Below are 18,115 nucleotides of genomic sequence, written 5' to 3'. Positions count from 1 at the left end.
TTAAACAATTAAGTCTTCACCCTGTACCATGGCTGTCTCGGTTCCATCCGTGGCCCAGAGCAATACGCTGATATGATCCGAGAGGCTTTCGATAGTGGGATCCATAAAAAGGTTCTTGAGATCGATCCTTATCCCATATAGTTCAATGACACTGGTTATTACACGGGTAGCCTTCAGGCTATGCCCGCCCAGGTCAAAAAAATTATCTTTGATGCCGATGTTCTTTCTTTCCAGTATTTTTTCCCAGATGTCGATAAGTTGCGTATCTATTGTATTCCGCGCAGGCACAAATGCCAATGCTCTTTCCCCGCTTTCCGCCGGACGTGGCAAAACAGATCTATCCAGTTTCCCATTGCTGTTCGTTGGGAAGGCAGCCAATGATAAAAAGCAGGAAGGCATCATATAGGCAGGAAGCATCTCGTTCAATTTCCTTCGAAGTATATCTACAGTAACAGTATCTGATGCCGGTATATAATAAGCAATCAATTCCGGCTCCCCGCTGCTGTTCTTTTCCGGCAGCACGATAGCATCTTTTACTTCATCCAGTTTACTCAGCGCCATTGCAATCTCATTCAACTCTATCCGATGGCCTCTTATTTTCACCTGGTCGTCCCTGCGACCGATATATTCTATATCGCCGCTTGCTAAAAATCTGGCATAATCCCCGCTCCGGTACAACCGCTGCCCCGGGTGAAAGGGATCTTCAATAAACCGTTGGTTCGTAAGCGCAGGTTGGTTCCAGTAACCTCTTCCTACCCCGGCTCCGCCAACAAACAATTCACCTGTAACACCTACGGGTACCTGTTGAAGGTCCTTATCCAGCACAACACAACTCAACGTCGGGAGCGGTAAACCTATATTGCTGACATTATGGGCAATATCCTGCTCACTGAGTTCTTTGAAGGTTACGTGAACCGTAGTTTCCGTAATACCATACATATTTATATTTCTGCAGCCGGGCATATGCCTCTTCCATTCCTTCAAAATGCCGGGCATGAGGGCTTCGCCGGCAAACACAAGCCACCGGATGCTGGCCAGCGGTTCCGTTGCAAACCGTTGCTGGTTGTTCTGCACAAGGCTTCGGAAGGCAGTGGGGGTCTGGTTTAAGATAGTGATCCCTTCACGCAATAAAAGATCATAAAACACCAGGCTGTTCTGTGTTGTCTCCTTGCCAGGAATGATCAACGTACCTCCATTGAGCAGAGAGCCAAATATTTCCCATACCGATACATCGAAACAGTAAGAATGGAACAGCACCCATTTGTCTGAATCGTTGAAGTCATAGGGCATTTCATCGTTGAAAAGAAGTCGCACTACATTGCGGTGTTCTATCATAACACCTTTGGGACGGCCGGTTGTTCCGGAAGTATAAATAATATAAGCAAGTGCATCAGGCCTTACTGCAGCCTCGTGTTCATCTGATTCACCGGTATCTTCCGCCCAATTGTTCAGCTCTTCACCGGTTATGGCGATACACTGAAGATCAGGTTTGTTCGCCCGTATCGGGTACCTCGGCTCTACATCGTACAAAAGCAGCTGGCCACCCGTATCGTCGAGTATATAGTCGATCCTTGCTGAAGGATAATCAGGATCTACAGGAACATACACTGCCCCAGCCTTCAACACGGCAAAAATGGCCACCAGCATCCACTCGCCACGCTGGAAATGCAGCAGCACCGGCATTTCGGGCTTCACGCCATATTTTTTCACCAGTATGGAAGCCAGCCGGCTGCTAAGGCCATCCAATTCCGCATAGGACATTTTTCTATCACCGGCTTGCAAAGCCGTCTTATTTTTCCATTGCATCACCGCCTGCCTGAACAGGCTTACGATCGTGGCCGACCTATCGTAGTCAACAGCAGTTCTGTCGGTCTTTTCTTTGAGCATGCGGGTTTCTTCTTCCGCCAACAGGCTAATATCCCTGATCTTCAGAGCAGGGTCATTAATAACCTGGCCGATTATGCGAGACAGGTGTTCTGTCATCCTGTTGACAGTATCCTCCACAAATACATCCGAATTGTATTCAAGCTCAAGCACCAGCTTTCCGGCGTGCAGGGTAAAAGTAAAAGTCAGATCATATTTAGCAGATTTCGCCGCCACCGGCATGCGGGTAAAGTGCAGGCCGGGATGAATGGCAACATCACCATCCAGGGCGCTGCCCTCCTGCAATACTACCATGACATCGAAAAGCGGACTTCTCGACAAATCCCTGGGCAGGTCCAGATTATCAAGAAGAATGCTAAAAGGCAGTTCCCGATGTACAAATGCCTCCAGAATAATATCTTTTTGTACACGTATAAATGAAAGGAAGTCGAGCGTGGCATCGACATGCGTTTTGATCGCCAGCGTATTGGCATAGAACCCTATCTGATCTTCCAACTGACGATGATCACGGCCCGAAACGGGGACGCCGACGACAATGTCGTCAAGGTTGGCGTATTTTTTCAGCAGAATATTTACAAAGGCCAGCAGCACCGCAAACAGGCTGCTCTCCGATTTCGCCTGCAGATGGCTGATCTTTTCCAGCACAGCAGCGCCCATTGTTCGGGTAATACTGGCGCCCCGGTAGGTTTTAATATCGGGCCTGTTACAATCTTCAGGCAGGGATAATACGGGCACACCATCATTGAAAAGGTTCTTCCAGAAATGAAGGTCCTCGTCGAAAAATCCATTCTGCCACTTCTTTCTTTGCCAAAGCGAAAAATCCCTGTATTGCAAGGAAAGCGGAGGTCTTTCCAGCACAGCTCCCGACATTAGCGCCCGGTAGGCTTCTATAACCTCCTCGTATAAGATTTCGACAGACCGTCCATCGCAGACAAGATGGTGCACATTAAACAACAGGATGTCTGCCGACCTTCTTCGCAGCACCGCACACCTGATCAATGGGCCTGTTTGGGCATTGAAAGGCAGCGTAACATGCTTTTGGATCCAGGCAGCCTCATCTTCATAATCTTCCACCAAGACTGAAAAGGTCATTGCTGACGGCGTCAGAATCTTTTGCATCTGCCGCCCATCCTCTTCGAAAAAAATTGTTCTTAATGCTTCGTGCCTTTCTATAGATAACCGGAAAGCCTGCTTCAACAGCGGTATATCCAAGACGCCATTTATGCGGAAGACAGCAGGCATATTATAGGCTACGGATGCTTCTTCAAACCTGGTGAGTACCCAGAGCCTTTCCTGTACGTGCGATACCGGGAACAAGGGACCGTCCTTCGCCCGTTCAATTTTTGACATCACCATCTGCGGCCGTTGTTCAACCAATTGCGCCTGTTGCCGGATGGTTGAATGAATAAAGAGCTCGCTTAGGGATAATTGTTTGTACAAACGTGACTCCACCAGGAATTTAAGCCGCATCGCCATCAGGCTGTTGCCACCAGCCTCGAAAAAAGACTGATTGATGCCAATGTCTTTTTTATCTAACAGTTCGCGCCATATATCCAACAGCCGTTCTTCGAGCAGTGTGGATGGCTTTTCAATAACGCTGTCAGACTGTGAGAACAGCTCCGGCGAAGGCAGCCGGCTGCGATCTATTTTTCCATTAGTAGTTAGCGGGAAAGCGTCTAATTGCATCCAACAATCAGGGATCATCCAGGAAGGTAATTGCCGGCGGCAGAATTCCTGCAGGCCCACTAAGTCAATCAATCCCAAACCCGTGTAGTAAGCAGCGATCCTGAATTCCCCTCCATCGCGAAAGATCGTCACTAAACCACGGTTCACCAAAGGATATTGTTCCAGCGTATGTTCAATCTCTCCCGGTTCAATGCGATGTCCCCGGATCTTCACTTGCAGATCAGCACGCCCGATGAATTCCACATTGCCATCCCCCAGCCATTTGCCAATATCACCGGTCTTATACATAACAGTACCGGGCACGAATGGGTTATTAAGAAATCTTTCGGTTGTCAGCTGCCGTTGATTGATATATCCTTTTGCCACGCCATGCCCGGAAAGGTATATTTCTCCGGCCATACCTTCCGGAACCGGACAATGGTTCCCGTCGAGTATATACAACCGGGTGTCATCGATAGGTTTGCCGATTGGGACGGCGGCTGTCAACTGCCCGGTCACTCTGTATACGGTACTGTAAGTGGTATCTTCCGTTGGCCCGTACAGATTGCGGATCTCTATTTTGTCAATGTTCAACCCGCTGAGCATGTTTCCACTTAACGGTTCACCTGCAATGTTCAACGCAGTCACATTATCCCAGTTCATTCCGCTTTCCTGCAGGCTATGTACTACCGAGGGCACCGTATTTATAAAAAGCCCCTCTTCCGAATGTGCATATTCCGGTATCGACAACGCGGAGGGCAGCATCCTGATGCTTTTTCCAAGCAACAAGGGAGCAAAAAATTCGAATATTGAGAGATCAAAACAATAAGATGTTGCTGCATACAGTATAGAAAAAGGAGTCGCCGCAAATTCCCGCTTTGCCCACTGGAGGAAGGCTATCACATTTCTGTGACAAATGCCCACGCCTTTCGGACTTCCGGTTGACCCTGAAGTATAGATCACATAAGCCAGCTTTTCCCTGAAGTCGGTAGTAATAACAGCCGAATTGTCTGCAGCAGTGTTAGCGTCCAATTCATCTGTGAACAGGATCGTTATTTTCAAATCGTCAGGGACCAATGCTGAATACTGCCTGTCTATGACCAACACTTTCAAACCTGCATCGGCGATAATATACCTGATCCTTTGCACCGGGTAGGATGGGTCAATGGGAACGTATGCCCGGCCCGATCTCCATATACCCAGCATGATGCCTATGGTGCATTCATTACGCGCGGTGAGCAGTCCCACCAATTCGGTGTCACCGTTCAGCTCAATATCCAGACGATGGCCAAGGCTGGTGGAATAACTGTTCAGTTCGCCATAACTTACTTTTTTGTTTTCGAAGATCACCGCTATCCTGTTCTTCCATTGATCAAAGGCCTGGTTGAGCAGTTGAAGGATATTTGGTGTATGAATGTCAGACACCAGCGGATTACGTTCATAAAGCAACTCACGCCTTTTTTCCGCTGTCAACAGGTCAATCTGGTTAAGTTTTATATCAGGCGTCTTCAATACCTGTTCTATTATCTGTTGCAGGGCGGTAAATAATCTTTTGATGGTATAGGCAGCAAATAGCCCGGTAGCATATTCGATATCCAGGTAAAATAACCCATCAGCAGTATAGTCGAAGTTAAAGGTGAGATCGAATTTTGCGACACCTTGCGCATGAATATCCAGTCTGCTCCAGGCGGCCGGTTCGTTTGTTGTAACAGGATTCTGAAAAACCATGATCACATCAAACAGCGGATGTCTGCCCACTTCCCTATTGACAGCAATCTTATCAATAATGGTGTCCAGCGGGATATCCTGAAACTCGAATACATCCCGCGTTGAGGCAGATACCTCCTTCAAAAATTCCTTGAAATGCAGGTTCCCTTCGATATGTACAGCGAGGGGCAAAGTATTTACATAAAGTCCAAGCTGATCTGCCAACTCATGATGGGTGCGGCCCGATACCGGAGCACCTATTACAAATTCGTTTTGTTGGGAGAATCTGCCAAGTAATATACTAAGCACAGCACGCAGAAAATTAAAGAGTGTCGCCTTTTCTTCCCTGCAAAGCGCCTGCATATCGAGGTACTGCTGCCGCTGGAAAGAAAACCGCTCGGTGGCTCCTTTAAATTCAACGGTCCCGGTGCGCGGAATGTCGTAGGGCAGGGATAAAACGGAAGGAGCCGATGGAAATTGCCGCTGCCAAAACCCGATCCCGCGCTGTCCCCATTCACCCGCCAGCCGTTGTTCCATCCAGTGTGCATAGTCCTTGTATTGTATCTTCAACATTTCCTGCGCCTGCGTTTCCTTGCGCAGGAGACGTTGATAATTATCCATCACTTCTTTCATCAATACCTGGATGGACCATCCGTCACTTATTATGTGATGGATCGTAAAAATCATCTCATAGTCTTTATTGCCCGGTGTCATCAACCGGACATGAAAAAGAGGACCTTTATCCAGGTCGAAAAGAACAGGCTCAGGCAAATCTTCATCAAGAGACGGCTGTTCTCTGTTGATTGCAAAAGGAACATCGTCCAGGATCTCCAGGAACGGAGCACCATCGATGTCTTTAAATACTGTACGCAGGATCTCATGTTTTTTGACAGACAGTCTGAAAGCCTCTTCCAATAATGCCAGATCGATATCGTTGCCCAGCTTCAGCCGGGTAACGATGTGATAGGCCGCAGAGCCATTATCGAGCTGACACAGGAACCACATACGTCTTTGCGCAGCCGTGCAGGGATAATACGTTCTTTTGGCAGCAAGTGGTATCTGCACAGCGTTCATCTTCCTGTGCGATTCCTTCAGATACTCAATCAACGCCTGCTTTTCGCTTCTTATCGCGTCCAGAATAAAGGATGGTATATTTTCCACAGCGCCTGTCAGCTTAACCATATCACCTTCCAGGCGAGGTACGGCGCCATATTTTTTTAGCTTATCAATGATCTCGGCAATTTGCATAAAACTGTTCCTTTTTTATCTATGCCCAAATAAGGTAAAGCATCGGTATGTCATACAACAGGAAGGTAGACCAGATCACCAGCAAAAACCGGTAATCCATTTGTCTGCGACGGGCCGCCAGCACTAATAACAACATAGCCGTAAAAGTTGTAGAGCAGGTGATCGTTTGCGCAATAGAGAATGGCAGGTGGAACAAATGCAGCCAGATCCGTACCACGGCGGGATTGATCAATACGACCCCGGTAGCTATCATGAACCCTCCGTGAAGTGCTGTATTCCGCCTGTAAATGAGGGCCAGTATATAGAACACGATGAATTGCAGCGAATGTATTGCGCCGAAATAAACACCCTGCATCTGATCCCAGAAAGGCCAGATGCGCATATTATCCCTATGATAATTCCTTATCAGCAATCCAATGACAGAGGCCACTACAAGAGGGGCAAGAACATATGTCACTTTGCCGAGTATACGATGAAGCTGTGTTTTTTTGTATTTGATGAGCAACGGCTGGCCAATCAGTAACAACACCCACAGGCTCATGACCATGGCATGAAAGTGAGTGACGGCAGTGGCCGTCGCAGGAAAATTCAGGTGAGGAAGAAAGACCCAGTATGTTTTGAAAAATCCCGCCATCACAAAAGCAAGAAGGATTAGAAAAACAAACCCGATATTTTTATACATTTTGATCATATACGTGTCGTTTTAAATTGTTATTTCATTACCCTGGCCGGCAGACTTCAACCAAAGCACCTTTTCTATGAGGTTCACCATCCCATTCAGCGTTCTAGCCCTGAACAGGTCTGCTACATCCAGGTTGATATGCAGCTGTGTATTGATCCTGTTTACCAGCTCGATGGTGCCTATGGAGTCTATACCAAGGGCCGCCAGTTCCGTTTCACCATCAAATGCGTCTTTGCTGACCTCTGTCTTTCGACCTATAAGATCAAGCAAATAATTTCTAACAGATTCTTCATCCCTCCTGGTCATAACCATATTCAGCAAATGCCTGTTATCTTCTTCACGACTATTCATCAACTGTTGCCAGGACCCCAGTTGCATGAAGCTTTTTTCTTCATAAAGTTCCCTGCACAGCGTTCTCCTGATCTTGCCGCTGGTAGTTCTGGGTAATTCGCGGGGAGGCACCAGCACTATATCATAAGGTGAGAAACCAAAAACGGCTACGATCTCATCGTTTATTACACCAACCAATTGTGCAGCATCCAGGCCTGCTACCGAAGTACGCTTTACTTCGACTACAGCTACCGGCAACTGATCAGTCTCGATGCTAAATACGGCTACTCCATTACCCTCGATGCGCGGATCACAACAGGCTATCGCATATTCTATATCATAAGGGAAAAAGTTTTTACCCCGGATGATCAACATTTCCTTTATTCTACCGGTGATAAACAATTCATTATTATAGATGAATCCCTGATCACCTGTTCTGAAAAAACGGCGATGCCCTTCAAAATAATAGCAGGACTGGTTGTCTTTATTCCAATACCCCGGGGAAACACTGTTTCCCGAGATACAGATCTCTCCCTCCTCCAGATCGCTGGAAACCGTTCCACCACCGTCCGACAGCAGCTTTACCTCCATTCCATCCAATATCTTTCCTGCACTGACGACTGTTCTGGTCAGCGGTGCGGGCTTATCTGCAAAGGCTATCTTTTCTTTCTCCCGGCCCTGCCCGATGGTAAGAAAACCAGGCGCCCTATGCTCTTTACTTCCAGAGACGATAAGGGTGGCTTCAGCAAGGCCGTAACAGGGATAGAATGCACCCGGTTCAAAACCTGCAGGTTCAAAAAAATCGGTAAAACGCCGAATGGTAGATTCCCTCACCGGCTCCGATCCATTGTAGGCTACCCGCCAGCGTGAAAGATTGAGCTTATCCCTTTCCTCAGCACTGATCTTTTCCAGGCAAAGGTCATAGGCGAAATTTGGCCCCCCGCTGTGCGTTACGCCCAGCCGGGAAATATTTTCCAACCACAATAAAGGCCGTTGTATAAAGCTCATCGGAGGCATCAGTACACAGCAACAACCAGTATACACCGCATGAAGGATGTTCCCGATCAGCCCCATATCATGATGAAAAGGGAGCCAGGACAGGATCACCGAATCTCCGTCGCATCCGAAGGCCTGGGTGATCAACTGCTGGTTGTGCATGATCTGTCCCTGGCCGATGACCACACCCTTTGGTTCTGCCGTGGAGCCTGAGGTGTATTGTATGAATGCCGTCTCATTGTCCTTTTGCTCCAGCCCGGCATAATTTCCGGTAGCTCGCTCCCCATCGGTAAAAATGATCTCCGGCCGGCTGTTTTCCGACTTATCTGCCAGGATAGCACCGATCAAATGAAAGTCACCTGAACAGCACATGACCGCTGTTGCTTCCGCATCCATGAATATGCCTACCATCCTTGATAATTGTTTGGTGCCCCGGGGAAAAGGCACAGGTACAGCTACAATGCCTTCATGGAGGCAAGCCAGAAAAGGAATGATAAACTGTCCCGCATCCCGGTATACAAGGAGCGCCCGCTGACTCTTTAAGTGTAAGGTGGATAGGTACTGCGAAAGTGCGGCAACGTTTCGCCATACATCGGAAAATGCCCATTCGCTGCCCATCCCCTGGTCGTCGAGAAACCGAAACAGTTTTCTGTCGGGACTCACGGATGCGTGTAATTGCAACCGGTCGATAATAGTCGATCTGCTCGAAAAACATTCATGCTTTGACTGGCTCATATGTATTGTTTGTAATTGTATCAAGCCTGACGAATCTGTAGCCCAGCTCTTTCAATCGCGGCACCATTATTTTGATGGCTTCGAAGGTCAGGTTGTTCTTTTTTATAACCTCATTGTCGGCACAGCTGTCGTGCATCAGGACGATACCCCGTCCCACTTTTTGAATATCGTTTAGATAGGCGTTCGCGCAAGCCGCTGACTGTTGGCCATGTTGCCAGAATAAATAGTCACGGGCATCAACATCCCAATAATAAGGTCCGCGGTAACGGCGCACTTTATCGAGTTTACTGTTCAAACAGGTGGCTACCTGTTCGTTCCAGTACCCATAGGGTGCACGAAAAAAAACCGTCTTGTCCTCGGGCCGGGTATGCAGCAAGGTCGTGGTATGCTCTACCTCATTAACCAGCTCGTTACCCGAAAGGCGGTTGTCCGTAAGGTCAAAATGGTTGTAAGTATGGTTGCCTGCAAGATGGCCCAGCGCACGTAGCCGCTCAGGCGCTTCCGGGTATTCCTCCAAATGCTTCCCCACCATAAAAAAAGTAGCAGGGATATTTTGCTTATTGAGGTATTCGGCAAGCGCGTACGTCTTCGGCCCAGGCCCGTCGTCGAAAGTCAGGGACAAGGTATGAGCGCTCAGGTGCCCGCCATAAAGTTGATCGACTGTGAACATGGGTAATGCTTTTACTGACCCGGAAAAAAGTAATACAGGATAAGGAACATAGGTACCTGGTAGAAGACGAACATGCCCATAATGAGATAATAAATCTTATGGTTCAGATTCCGTCTCTTCGCATATATGAGCAGGCTTACAAGAGCTATGTCTGTAACAGCCAGCGCTATTGTCTCTGCTACGGTAAAGGAATACCCAAATGCATTACTGAACACCCGGCGAACGATGGGGTTAATAAAGATCAATCCGGTGCCGATCATGAATGCCGCATGCCGCGCCGTTTTTTTCCGGTTAATGACCGCCAGAATATAAAATGTTGTAAAGAAAATGATGTGCATTACCTGGAAATAGTAATGAAGGGCAATCTCAAAAAAGGGCCAGGTTGAAACATTCTCCTGCTTCCAATAGGAGATAATAAGGCCAATAAAAGAAAAGATAAGCAGCGGCGCAACAACATATGTCATTTTCCCCAATAAGCGGTGTATTCTGACCTTTTTAAATCGGATCAAAAGAGGCTGCACGATCAAAAGGATCACCCATATCATGGACAGGGCGGCGTGAAAATGTATCATGAAATGATCATGTACGGTAGCTTTAAAAGAAGGGAATATGCCTATATACGACTTATAAAAGCCGAACATGATCAAAACGATAAAGGGAAGGAAAAAATAGCCGGCTTTGCCGTAGCTGGCTCCGGGTCGAAATTGTTTCTCCATACAGGTAAAAGTTTTAGATAAGTTTAAAGTGATATCAGCTCACTCTTGTTTCAGTGAGCAGCTTGTTCACCGCGTCATTGAAGGAAGATGCACGATAGATTTCCCCGGCGTTGATAAAGAACACCTCATCTGCATTTTTTATAGTGTTCAACCGGTGCGCGATGGTAATTCGGGTGGTTTCCCCAGGCAAACGGTCGAGTATTGTTTCCAATAGGCGCTCCGTAACCGGGTCGATATTGGCTGTTGCTTCGTCCAGTATAAGAACTTCAGGATTACGCAGCACTGCCCGGATGAATGATACCAGCTGCCGCTGGCCAAGACTGATGCTGTCGCTGCCGGGCGAAATTTCCGTGTCGAGGCCGTTTTTGAAAACATTGAGGAGGTCCGTTAGGCGGCACTCTTCAAGCAGCTCTTCCAGCAATTTACCGGCTAATATATACGGGTTGCCATAAGAGATATTCTCCCGCACAGTACCTGTGAACAGGACTGGCTCCTGTAAAATGAAACCTATTTTCCGGCATCGCTCTTCCCCGGCATAATTGCGTATATCCCTTCCATTGAGCCATACAGATCCCCGGGTTGGATCATACAGCCTGGCGATGAGCGAGGCGGTAGTTGTTTTTCCACCACCGGTAGGTCCCACGAAAGCATAGTTCTTGCCGCGCTGAAGCCGGAAGGATACATTCCGCAAGACCTCTTTCCCGCCCTCATAGGTAAAATGAACATTCCTGAATTCCACCAACGCACCGGAAGTATCGCCCCGTTCTTCAGATGCGTGCGTTGAGGCTTCATCGATAGAAAGTATAACGTTGACTCTGTCCCAGGCCGCCAGGGCAATTTGTAAACTGGGCCAAAAGGAAGCTACTATCCGCAATGCATTGTATAAGTAAGCTGAATAAATAAGATAACTTATCAGCAGTCCGGTAGAAAATCCGCCGGCAGCAACCATCGATAAACCGTACACCAGCACGATTAGCTGACCGAACGCCGAAAAAAAGGCATACACAGAAAAAAAGATATTATTAAGCGCTCCTGCCTCCATGGCTACCGTGTAATTTTGGGACAGTACGCTATTCATTCTCTTCCTGAAATAATCCCTGCGTTTGTGGGCCACAAAAAATTTGAAATTCTTAAAGTTTTCCAGCGCGGCGGCGCTCATTTGTCCTGCCATCTCCAACCAGGCGGCATTTTTCCTTTTTACCAAAGGAGAAATTACCCATACAAAAAGAACATACAACACTGCGGGTACCAGGCCGGCGAGGCCGAGCCTGAAGTTAATGAACAGCATACAGATACATGCCCCGATAACAGCAGCCAGGCAGGCGATCATCATGGTCAGCAACCCCGAAATAAAATGGTTCAGGCTTTCCGTATCATTGTTGACCCTCGCTACGATATCCCCTGCTCTGTTGGCATGGAAGAAGTCAACTGGCAAAGTCTGCAATTTTTGAAAGACGGTATTTCTCAGCGAGAACAGGATCCGTTGCCCCGCGGTACCCATAAGCCGCGTTTGTAAGTAACTGGTCATCGACGCCGCCAGGTAAACTATGAGCAAGACAGCCGGAAATTTCCAAACTTCGTGCAATGGTCTGCGCTGAATAAATTGATCCACGGAATAGCCGATCAGGAATGAACCTGCAAGGTTCAACGCAGCATTTGTTAATATGGCAGGTATCGCCAGCCACAGGATTTTCCGCTCACGGGAAAAAAACGCAATGAATCCGCCGAGGCCGGCAATGGATCCATTGCGCCGCCGTTGCTCAGCCAGCTTGTTCAGGTCGTAATTCATAATTGTCCACATTTTCCTGTGAGAAAAAAAACTGAACATATTCAGGGCTGACGCGCATCAACTGTTCATGCGTTCCCATAGCCAGCAGCTCCCCTTCCATCAGCAGTACGATCTGGTCGTAATGCTTCACAGAACTGATCTTTTGTGTTACCGACACCAGGGTCAGCTCCGGATAATTCCGCTCGATATTGCACAATATCTTTTGTTCTGTATTCTTGTCGACCCGGGCGGTAAAATCATCGAGGAGCAGGATCTTCGGGTTGATCACCAAAGCACGGGCAAGCATAAGCCGTTGCTTCTGCCCACCCGAAAGGGTGGTACCTCTTTCCGAGATCACCGTATCCAATCCGTTGGGGAAAGAATCAATGAGATCCTTTAACTCTGCAGTCGCGATGGCCTTTTCGAGGGACTGAGCTGTTACGCAGGCGCTGAAGGCAATGTTGTCGCGAATAGTCATGTTAAAAATAATACTGTCCTGGAAAACAAAGCCCAGCTGGGATTGAAATGAGGCCGCGCAATATTTTTCTATATCCACGCCGTCGAATTTCAGCGATCCTGTTTGTGGCCTTATCAGGCCGGTCAACAGGTACAACAGCTTCGTTTTGCCGGCGCCGGTAGGACCGATGATGGCCGTTCTGGACCCGGCTTTTATGGAAAGGGAAATGTTTTTCAATACGGTAGTTGGCCCATAAGCCACCTGTATCTTCTCCAGTCCTATCGCTCCCTGCAAGGGACCTTCCAGTGTGCCTGCTTCAGCCGGTGGAGGGGCTTCAAGAATATTTTTGATCCTTTCGTATGAGGTAGTAGCCCCGGCAATCACTCCCGACATGGATGCGATCTGAAGGACGGGTATCACCAGCATGGATAGATAGCTGTTGAATGCCGCAAAATTACCCAGGCTCATGTTGCCCGTGATAACAAAATACCCACCAAGCACCAGAATAGTCAGGGCTGCTATATTGGTAGCAAAGGGGGTCACCGGCATGAACTTCGATAACAGGTTCACCGTTGCCAACCCCAGGCCTTTTGCTTTTTCATTGGCCTTTATAAACTTCCCTTGCTCTTCATGCCCGGCATGAACCAGCCTTATCAATGCTGCGCCTGTAATATTCTCGCTGATCACCTTATTTAGCCGGTCAATTATCTCCCTGCTACCCCTGGATAATATTTTTATCTTGTGCAGCATGGTAAAATTCGCTATGCCGATGGCAAAGACCATCGCCATTACGCACAGGGCCAGCTGCCAATTGATGAACAGCATGATCACACTGCAACTGATGACGACAAAGATGGCAGATGCAATGGTGAAAACAGCCTGGGATATGAATGTTTTGATGGCGTCAACGTCAATGGTCAAATGTGTCAACAGCCTGTCGGGGTCGGTGTCTTCCATCCATTCATAGCTTTGATGGGCAATGTTATCTGACAGTTTCCTGCGCAGGTCTCTTGCAACCCGCTCCGAAAAAAGGGCTTGCACCGCGCCCTGAACGCAGGCCAGTACCACGATGGCCACAGCAGCGACGGAGAATTTTAAAATTACCGCCCCTGCATGAAACCCGCCTTTGCCGTAGGCATCGATGGCTTGTGATACAATAGCGGGTATCCATAAGCTCATGGCGTTGGCTGCCAGCATTAGCACAATCAACATCCCGATCAGGTGCCAATAGGGTTTCACAAAGCGCCAAAGTCCTGTATTCATCAGGGATTATAATTATTTATGATAGTCGCTATAGCCTCAGCCATCCTGTCTGGCTCAGCATGAACCCCCAGGTTGGCCGACACAATAATGGTAAGATCATCATCCGGAAAGAAATAGATCGCCGCTTTACCCCCGCCGGTGATAGCGTGAACCCTGCGTTTCTCAAAGGTTGTCTCCTCCCAGCCGCAGCTATATCCTTCTTTTAAACCATTTTTTTCCATGGATGACTCCCATCCGACCACCGGTTTCCACATTTGCGCCATTGCATTTTTCCCTATAAGCCTGCCTTCCTGTAGCGCAATGGTCCATTGCGCCAGGTCCTTTGCGGACGTATTTAAACCCACGGACGGCCATACAAATTCAGGCCAGTTACGTGCAGCCACCTGAAGCCTGTTTGTATCTTCCCTGTGATCGTGAATTTCCCGGTAAAAGCAATAATCCCTGGATAAATGTGGTATAACATCACGCGCATCTCCAAATCCGCTGCACTTCATTCCGGCGACATTGAATTGACGCGTGGATATGAATTGAGCGAATGGCATTCCGCTGACCCTTTCAATAATTTTACCCAACAACGCATAATTAGTTTGCGAAAGCAGGAATTTTCCACCTGGCTCAAACAATATGGAAGTGCCCAGGGTTTTTGCCCAGGAAACATCGTCGTCATGGTCAGGCACGCGATCGATAGGGTCCCAGCAGTCGGGTAATCCGGAGCTGTTGGTAAGCAAATGAAGGATAGTCACTTTTTGCCAGTCGCGCGGAAGATCGTCGAGATACCTTGATATAGGACCATATATATCAAGCCTGCCCTGTTCAACCAGTTGCATGATGGATACGCTTATGATGGCCCGGGTAACACCATGAACAGGAAACACCGTTTGGTCAGATACGGCTATCGAATCTTCTACATTGGCAATGCCTAACGCCTTAAGGCAAATGATCTTTCCACCTTTTACCACAGCCACCTGCATACCAGGGATACGAAGTGCACGCATGTGGCGAAGCAGGCGCCGCTCAACACTATCAAAAATCTTCTTATTCTCTATGCTTTCACTGATCATCCGGGCCTTGCCGATCACTTCGCGCTTTGTCCAGCGTTCATCGACCATGCGATCAGGCATGCCATTGTTTTGCTGGGCCTTTACATCTCCGGATATGTATACGGAGATGACGGCCAATGTGCCAATCAATATATTTGTGCGGCTACTTTTCATAATGCTGTAATTTTGAAACCTGCCGGTTACGGTAACTATACAATAATTCTTTCTCGCCGAACAGCCTTTCGGCAACACGGCCTTGTGCGGTACACTCTGCTATGAGCTTATCAGACTGGATAATGGGGTTCGATTCAGGTGTATACTTTATACTGCTGATAAATTCTATCCACGGCTCCTGCCCCATGGCATATACATATACTTCGGCAGGGCGAAAGATATCAACAAGCGCCATTCCCTTTTTACAATCCGACCCTGACAGTCTTCTCGACTGATCCTTGTCACGTGACAGTTCTTCCGTCAGCAGCGGTCCGTACAGCCACGACAGGGGCGCGCCGTCGCATTCCATTCCCAGGAACAGCACGTCCACGTCGCCAATAAGATCATGAACGTGCCCGTACAAACGCGGTTCAACGATGCGCGAGTCGGCCATTAAAAGAAAAGTAAACTTTTCAACAGCTACATGATAACAGCTTTTAGTGCGGATATTCAGATCGCTGTGCTCGCCAGTAAATGGAATACCCCTGACGGCCACCTCGCCAAATTCAAGCTTCTCCATGTCGTCAATTTCAACCACATTCTTAAAGCCTATTGCATTGAACATTTTTTTCAGGTCGGGGTCCTGTAAGGCCCCGCTTGTCGTCTTCGGCACAATGATGGTTCCGATCCGGTGCCGCAAAGGAAGTAAGGTCTCGAACAGGATATGGTCCTGGTGATTATGGGTGATCAATACAAAATCGATGTGATCAGGCAGGTCTGCATCGGTGAACCTGTCAACGCTGTAATCATATCCATAATAGCTGATCACCGGGTCTACCAGGATACTGATCTCGGAGGTTTCTATCAGGATGCAGGCATGCCCGAAATACCGCATCCTGGCCTTATCACCTGAATACCTGTTGTAGGCCGGGGGTTGTTCTTCTGTAAATAAACTGTTGAACAAGGGTCTCTTCTCCGCCGGAACATTCAATAGCGCAGCAATCTCTTCCAGCGGCGCTGCTTCTTTCTTCATCCGGCTCAAGGCATCTACCCCTTCATGCTCGAAAGGGATATTCAATTGAAGCACACCCGGCTCTTCAAGCCTCGCCACACTTAAACAAAATGGACGCTCATCATTGCAGGTGGTCCAGAGCGCAATGCTTTGGAAAGACTTGTTGTAAAATTCACTGTTATACAACAGCGATTCAAACAGCCTGAACGATGCGTTGTTGTTGAGGTCATACACCAGCTCCACATATCCTTTCAGCAGATCAGGCACCTTTTCATAAAGACTTTCCATCGAAGCCCCTTTCGCATTCCTCCTGATCATTTCATCCAATTCAACGATAGCCTCTGCCAGCTCTATCTGCCTGGATTGCTGCACAATGGTCTCCTGTTTCAGCTGCCGTATCTCCTGCTGACGAGACTCCTTGTAATCCATAAAGGGCCCACCCCTCATTTTGGGATCCAGCGTCGCCTTGCGATGTATCTCCGGCGACCGTATATATGAATTCATTATTTTAAGATGCCTTCCGACAATATTCATAGCCAGCGTGGCCGGCGAAATAAGATGCGGCCAGGCATACCAGTTCATGACCAATGGCTCCAATACCACGTTGGGTTTTAAATAAACTTTTTTTCCGTTCATGGCTTAAATCTTTTTTGTAATATTCAATTAAACATACCTGCTCCCAAATCCGGAATATTTGTTCTTTGCGAACTGCCTGAAGGCGCCTAACCAGGCGGTGTAGTCGATACAAAGCTTGATCAAAGGAAAGAGCAGCAACATCGGGATCAGCTTAGGCCTGAACTCTGCACATTCTTCCGGTTCTACCTGCAGCAACGCGTAGCACCAGGATACGAATCCGATATAGAGCGTGGAAAGGAGCGCCAGGTGAAGTAGCCCATTCATGCCGATGATCAACAGAATAAAGGGCAGTGCCAGAATAAAGAAGACAGAAAACATATCTAACAGGGTGCGCATACCCAGCACGCTGAACGATTGAATCTCCCGCCAGTACTGCCGCCGTTCGAAATATACCGTCTCCAGGTAACCGAGGTTCCAGCGAACGCGCTGTTTTATCAATGCCCTCATTGTAAGCGGTGTGCGTGTCAGGGCCTGTACATTCTTCAGATAGGACACCGAATAACCCAGCCGCCTGCCGATCATCGTAGCCTCCCTGTCTTCCCCGTTCCTAAGGCCACTGTGGCGGGAATAGATCGTATTCAATATATCCCGCTTGAAGCAACAACCTGCTCCGGGCATTACCGGTACGGTGTACACCCTCTGGTGAAATTTATATCTTACACGCGCCAGGCAGTATTCCAGCTGCTGGTACTGGAAGATCTTCCCTGAGCCTTCGAATGGCACCAGCCTGAAAAAATAACCCATATGAGAATCGTTCGCACGCCAGAGATCGATCTTTGACAAGAGGTCCTTCAGCCCGTCGAGGTTGGTATCGAAATCAGAAAGAATAATGAATTCATGCGACACCGATAAGGCAACCTGGCTCAGCGCCCCTACCTTATTGGCATTCGGGGACACGGAAGCAAAGAAAAATGCATCTGGATGAGATCCCAGGTAGCCATCTATCTTCGCAAAGCTGCCATCAGTAGAGCCGTCGTCTATAAGGATAATGTCGAGATGGTCTTTGAATTCCCTGGCCAGTTCCCTGAAATAATCCAGCCTTCCCAGGAAGTTCTCTCTGCCACCCTCATTGAATTGGGGAACAAGTAAACATATATCCTTCTTCATTTCAAGCCCGTTGTTGTACCACTTGAGTTTTGTCCCTTGAACAATA

The 18,115-nt window shown here is 48.0% G+C and carries 10 protein-coding genes; all 10 read right to left on the bottom strand.

From position 1 onward, the window contains the following. Genes A3860_RS25390 through A3860_RS25345 form a run of 10 tightly spaced genes read right to left on the bottom strand, consistent with a single transcriptional unit; the run spans position 1 to position 18,069 of the window. Positions 1-6,504 carry a non-ribosomal peptide synthetase gene (locus A3860_RS25390; protein ID WP_081151365.1) on the bottom strand — a complete coding sequence of 2,168 codons (6,504 nt, stop codon included), beginning with the start codon at positions 6,502-6,504 and terminating at the stop codon, positions 1-3. A gap of 19 nt (positions 6,505-6,523) precedes the next feature. Beyond that, positions 6,524-7,195 (bottom strand): hypothetical protein, encoded by a 672-nt coding sequence (locus A3860_RS25385; RefSeq protein WP_081151362.1) that lies wholly within the window; start codon positions 7,193-7,195, stop codon positions 6,524-6,526. A 12-nt stretch (positions 7,196-7,207) separates the two neighbouring features. Then, the gene (locus tag A3860_RS25380; protein ID WP_081151359.1) at positions 7,208-9,247 is read right to left on the bottom strand and encodes an AMP-binding protein; all 2,040 of its coding nucleotides are present in this window, start codon (positions 9,245-9,247) and stop codon (positions 7,208-7,210) included. Next, positions 9,228-9,917, bottom strand: coding sequence for a polysaccharide deacetylase family protein (locus A3860_RS25375; protein ID WP_081151356.1), 690 nt, complete (start codon positions 9,915-9,917; stop codon positions 9,228-9,230). Before A3860_RS25375 ends, A3860_RS25380 begins: the two co-directional genes overlap by 20 nt. A gap of 11 nt (positions 9,918-9,928) precedes the next feature. Beyond that, positions 9,929-10,633 carry a hypothetical protein gene (locus A3860_RS25370; RefSeq protein WP_081151354.1) on the bottom strand — a complete coding sequence of 235 codons (705 nt, stop codon included), beginning with the start codon at positions 10,631-10,633 and terminating at the stop codon, positions 9,929-9,931. 34 nt (positions 10,634-10,667) lie between these two features. Then, positions 10,668-12,422 (bottom strand): ABC transporter ATP-binding protein, encoded by a 1,755-nt coding sequence (locus A3860_RS25365; RefSeq protein ID WP_081151351.1) that lies wholly within the window; start codon positions 12,420-12,422, stop codon positions 10,668-10,670. Continuing rightward, positions 12,394-14,121, bottom strand: a complete 1,728-nt coding sequence (locus A3860_RS25360) for an ABC transporter ATP-binding protein (protein ID WP_081151348.1) — start codon at positions 14,119-14,121, stop codon at positions 12,394-12,396. Before A3860_RS25360 ends, A3860_RS25365 begins: the two co-directional genes overlap by 29 nt. Further along, a complete protein-coding gene (locus A3860_RS25355) occupies positions 14,121-15,335 on the bottom strand; it encodes a serine hydrolase domain-containing protein (RefSeq protein WP_081151346.1) in 1,215 nt (404 codons plus the stop codon). Before A3860_RS25355 ends, A3860_RS25360 begins: the two co-directional genes overlap by 1 nt. After that, positions 15,325-16,962 carry an MBL fold metallo-hydrolase gene (locus A3860_RS25350; RefSeq protein WP_081151343.1) on the bottom strand — a complete coding sequence of 546 codons (1,638 nt, stop codon included), beginning with the start codon at positions 16,960-16,962 and terminating at the stop codon, positions 15,325-15,327. The genes A3860_RS25355 and A3860_RS25350 overlap by 11 nt, the downstream gene beginning before the upstream one ends. Before the next feature lie 27 nt (positions 16,963-16,989). Continuing rightward, positions 16,990-18,069, bottom strand: coding sequence for a glycosyltransferase (locus A3860_RS25345; RefSeq protein WP_158085350.1), 1,080 nt, complete (start codon positions 18,067-18,069; stop codon positions 16,990-16,992). Positions 18,070-18,115 lie beyond the last annotated feature (46 nt).

The organism is Niastella vici, from assembly GCF_002077945.1.
GTDB lineage: Bacteria > Bacteroidota > Bacteroidia > Chitinophagales > Chitinophagaceae > Niastella > Niastella vici.
This window is presented reverse-complemented; position numbering and strand designations above follow the sequence as displayed.

What these genes read in the sequence shown, in the direction of transcription:
- A3860_RS25375 (WP_081151356.1), bottom strand. Translation starts at nt 9,917, where the DNA reads ATGTTCACAGTCGATCAACTTTATGGCGGGCACCTGAGCGCTCATACC.
- A3860_RS25390 (WP_081151365.1), bottom strand. Translation starts at nt 6,504, where the DNA reads ATGCAAATTGCCGAGATCATTGATAAGCTAAAAAAATATGGCGCCGTA.
- A3860_RS25370 (WP_081151354.1), bottom strand. Translation starts at nt 10,633, where the DNA reads ATGGAGAAACAATTTCGACCCGGAGCCAGCTACGGCAAAGCCGGCTAT.
- A3860_RS25345 (WP_158085350.1), bottom strand. Translation starts at nt 18,069, where the DNA reads ATGAAGAAGGATATATGTTTACTTGTTCCCCAATTCAATGAGGGTGGC.
- A3860_RS25385 (WP_081151362.1), bottom strand. Translation starts at nt 7,195, where the DNA reads ATGATCAAAATGTATAAAAATATCGGGTTTGTTTTTCTAATCCTTCTT.
- A3860_RS25350 (WP_081151343.1), bottom strand. Translation starts at nt 16,962, where the DNA reads ATGAACGGAAAAAAAGTTTATTTAAAACCCAACGTGGTATTGGAGCCA.
- A3860_RS25360 (WP_081151348.1), bottom strand. Translation starts at nt 14,121, where the DNA reads ATGAATACAGGACTTTGGCGCTTTGTGAAACCCTATTGGCACCTGATC.
- A3860_RS25355 (WP_081151346.1), bottom strand. Translation starts at nt 15,335, where the DNA reads ATGAAAAGTAGCCGCACAAATATATTGATTGGCACATTGGCCGTCATC.
- A3860_RS25380 (WP_081151359.1), bottom strand. Translation starts at nt 9,247, where the DNA reads ATGAGCCAGTCAAAGCATGAATGTTTTTCGAGCAGATCGACTATTATC.
- A3860_RS25365 (WP_081151351.1), bottom strand. Translation starts at nt 12,422, where the DNA reads ATGAATTACGACCTGAACAAGCTGGCTGAGCAACGGCGGCGCAATGGA.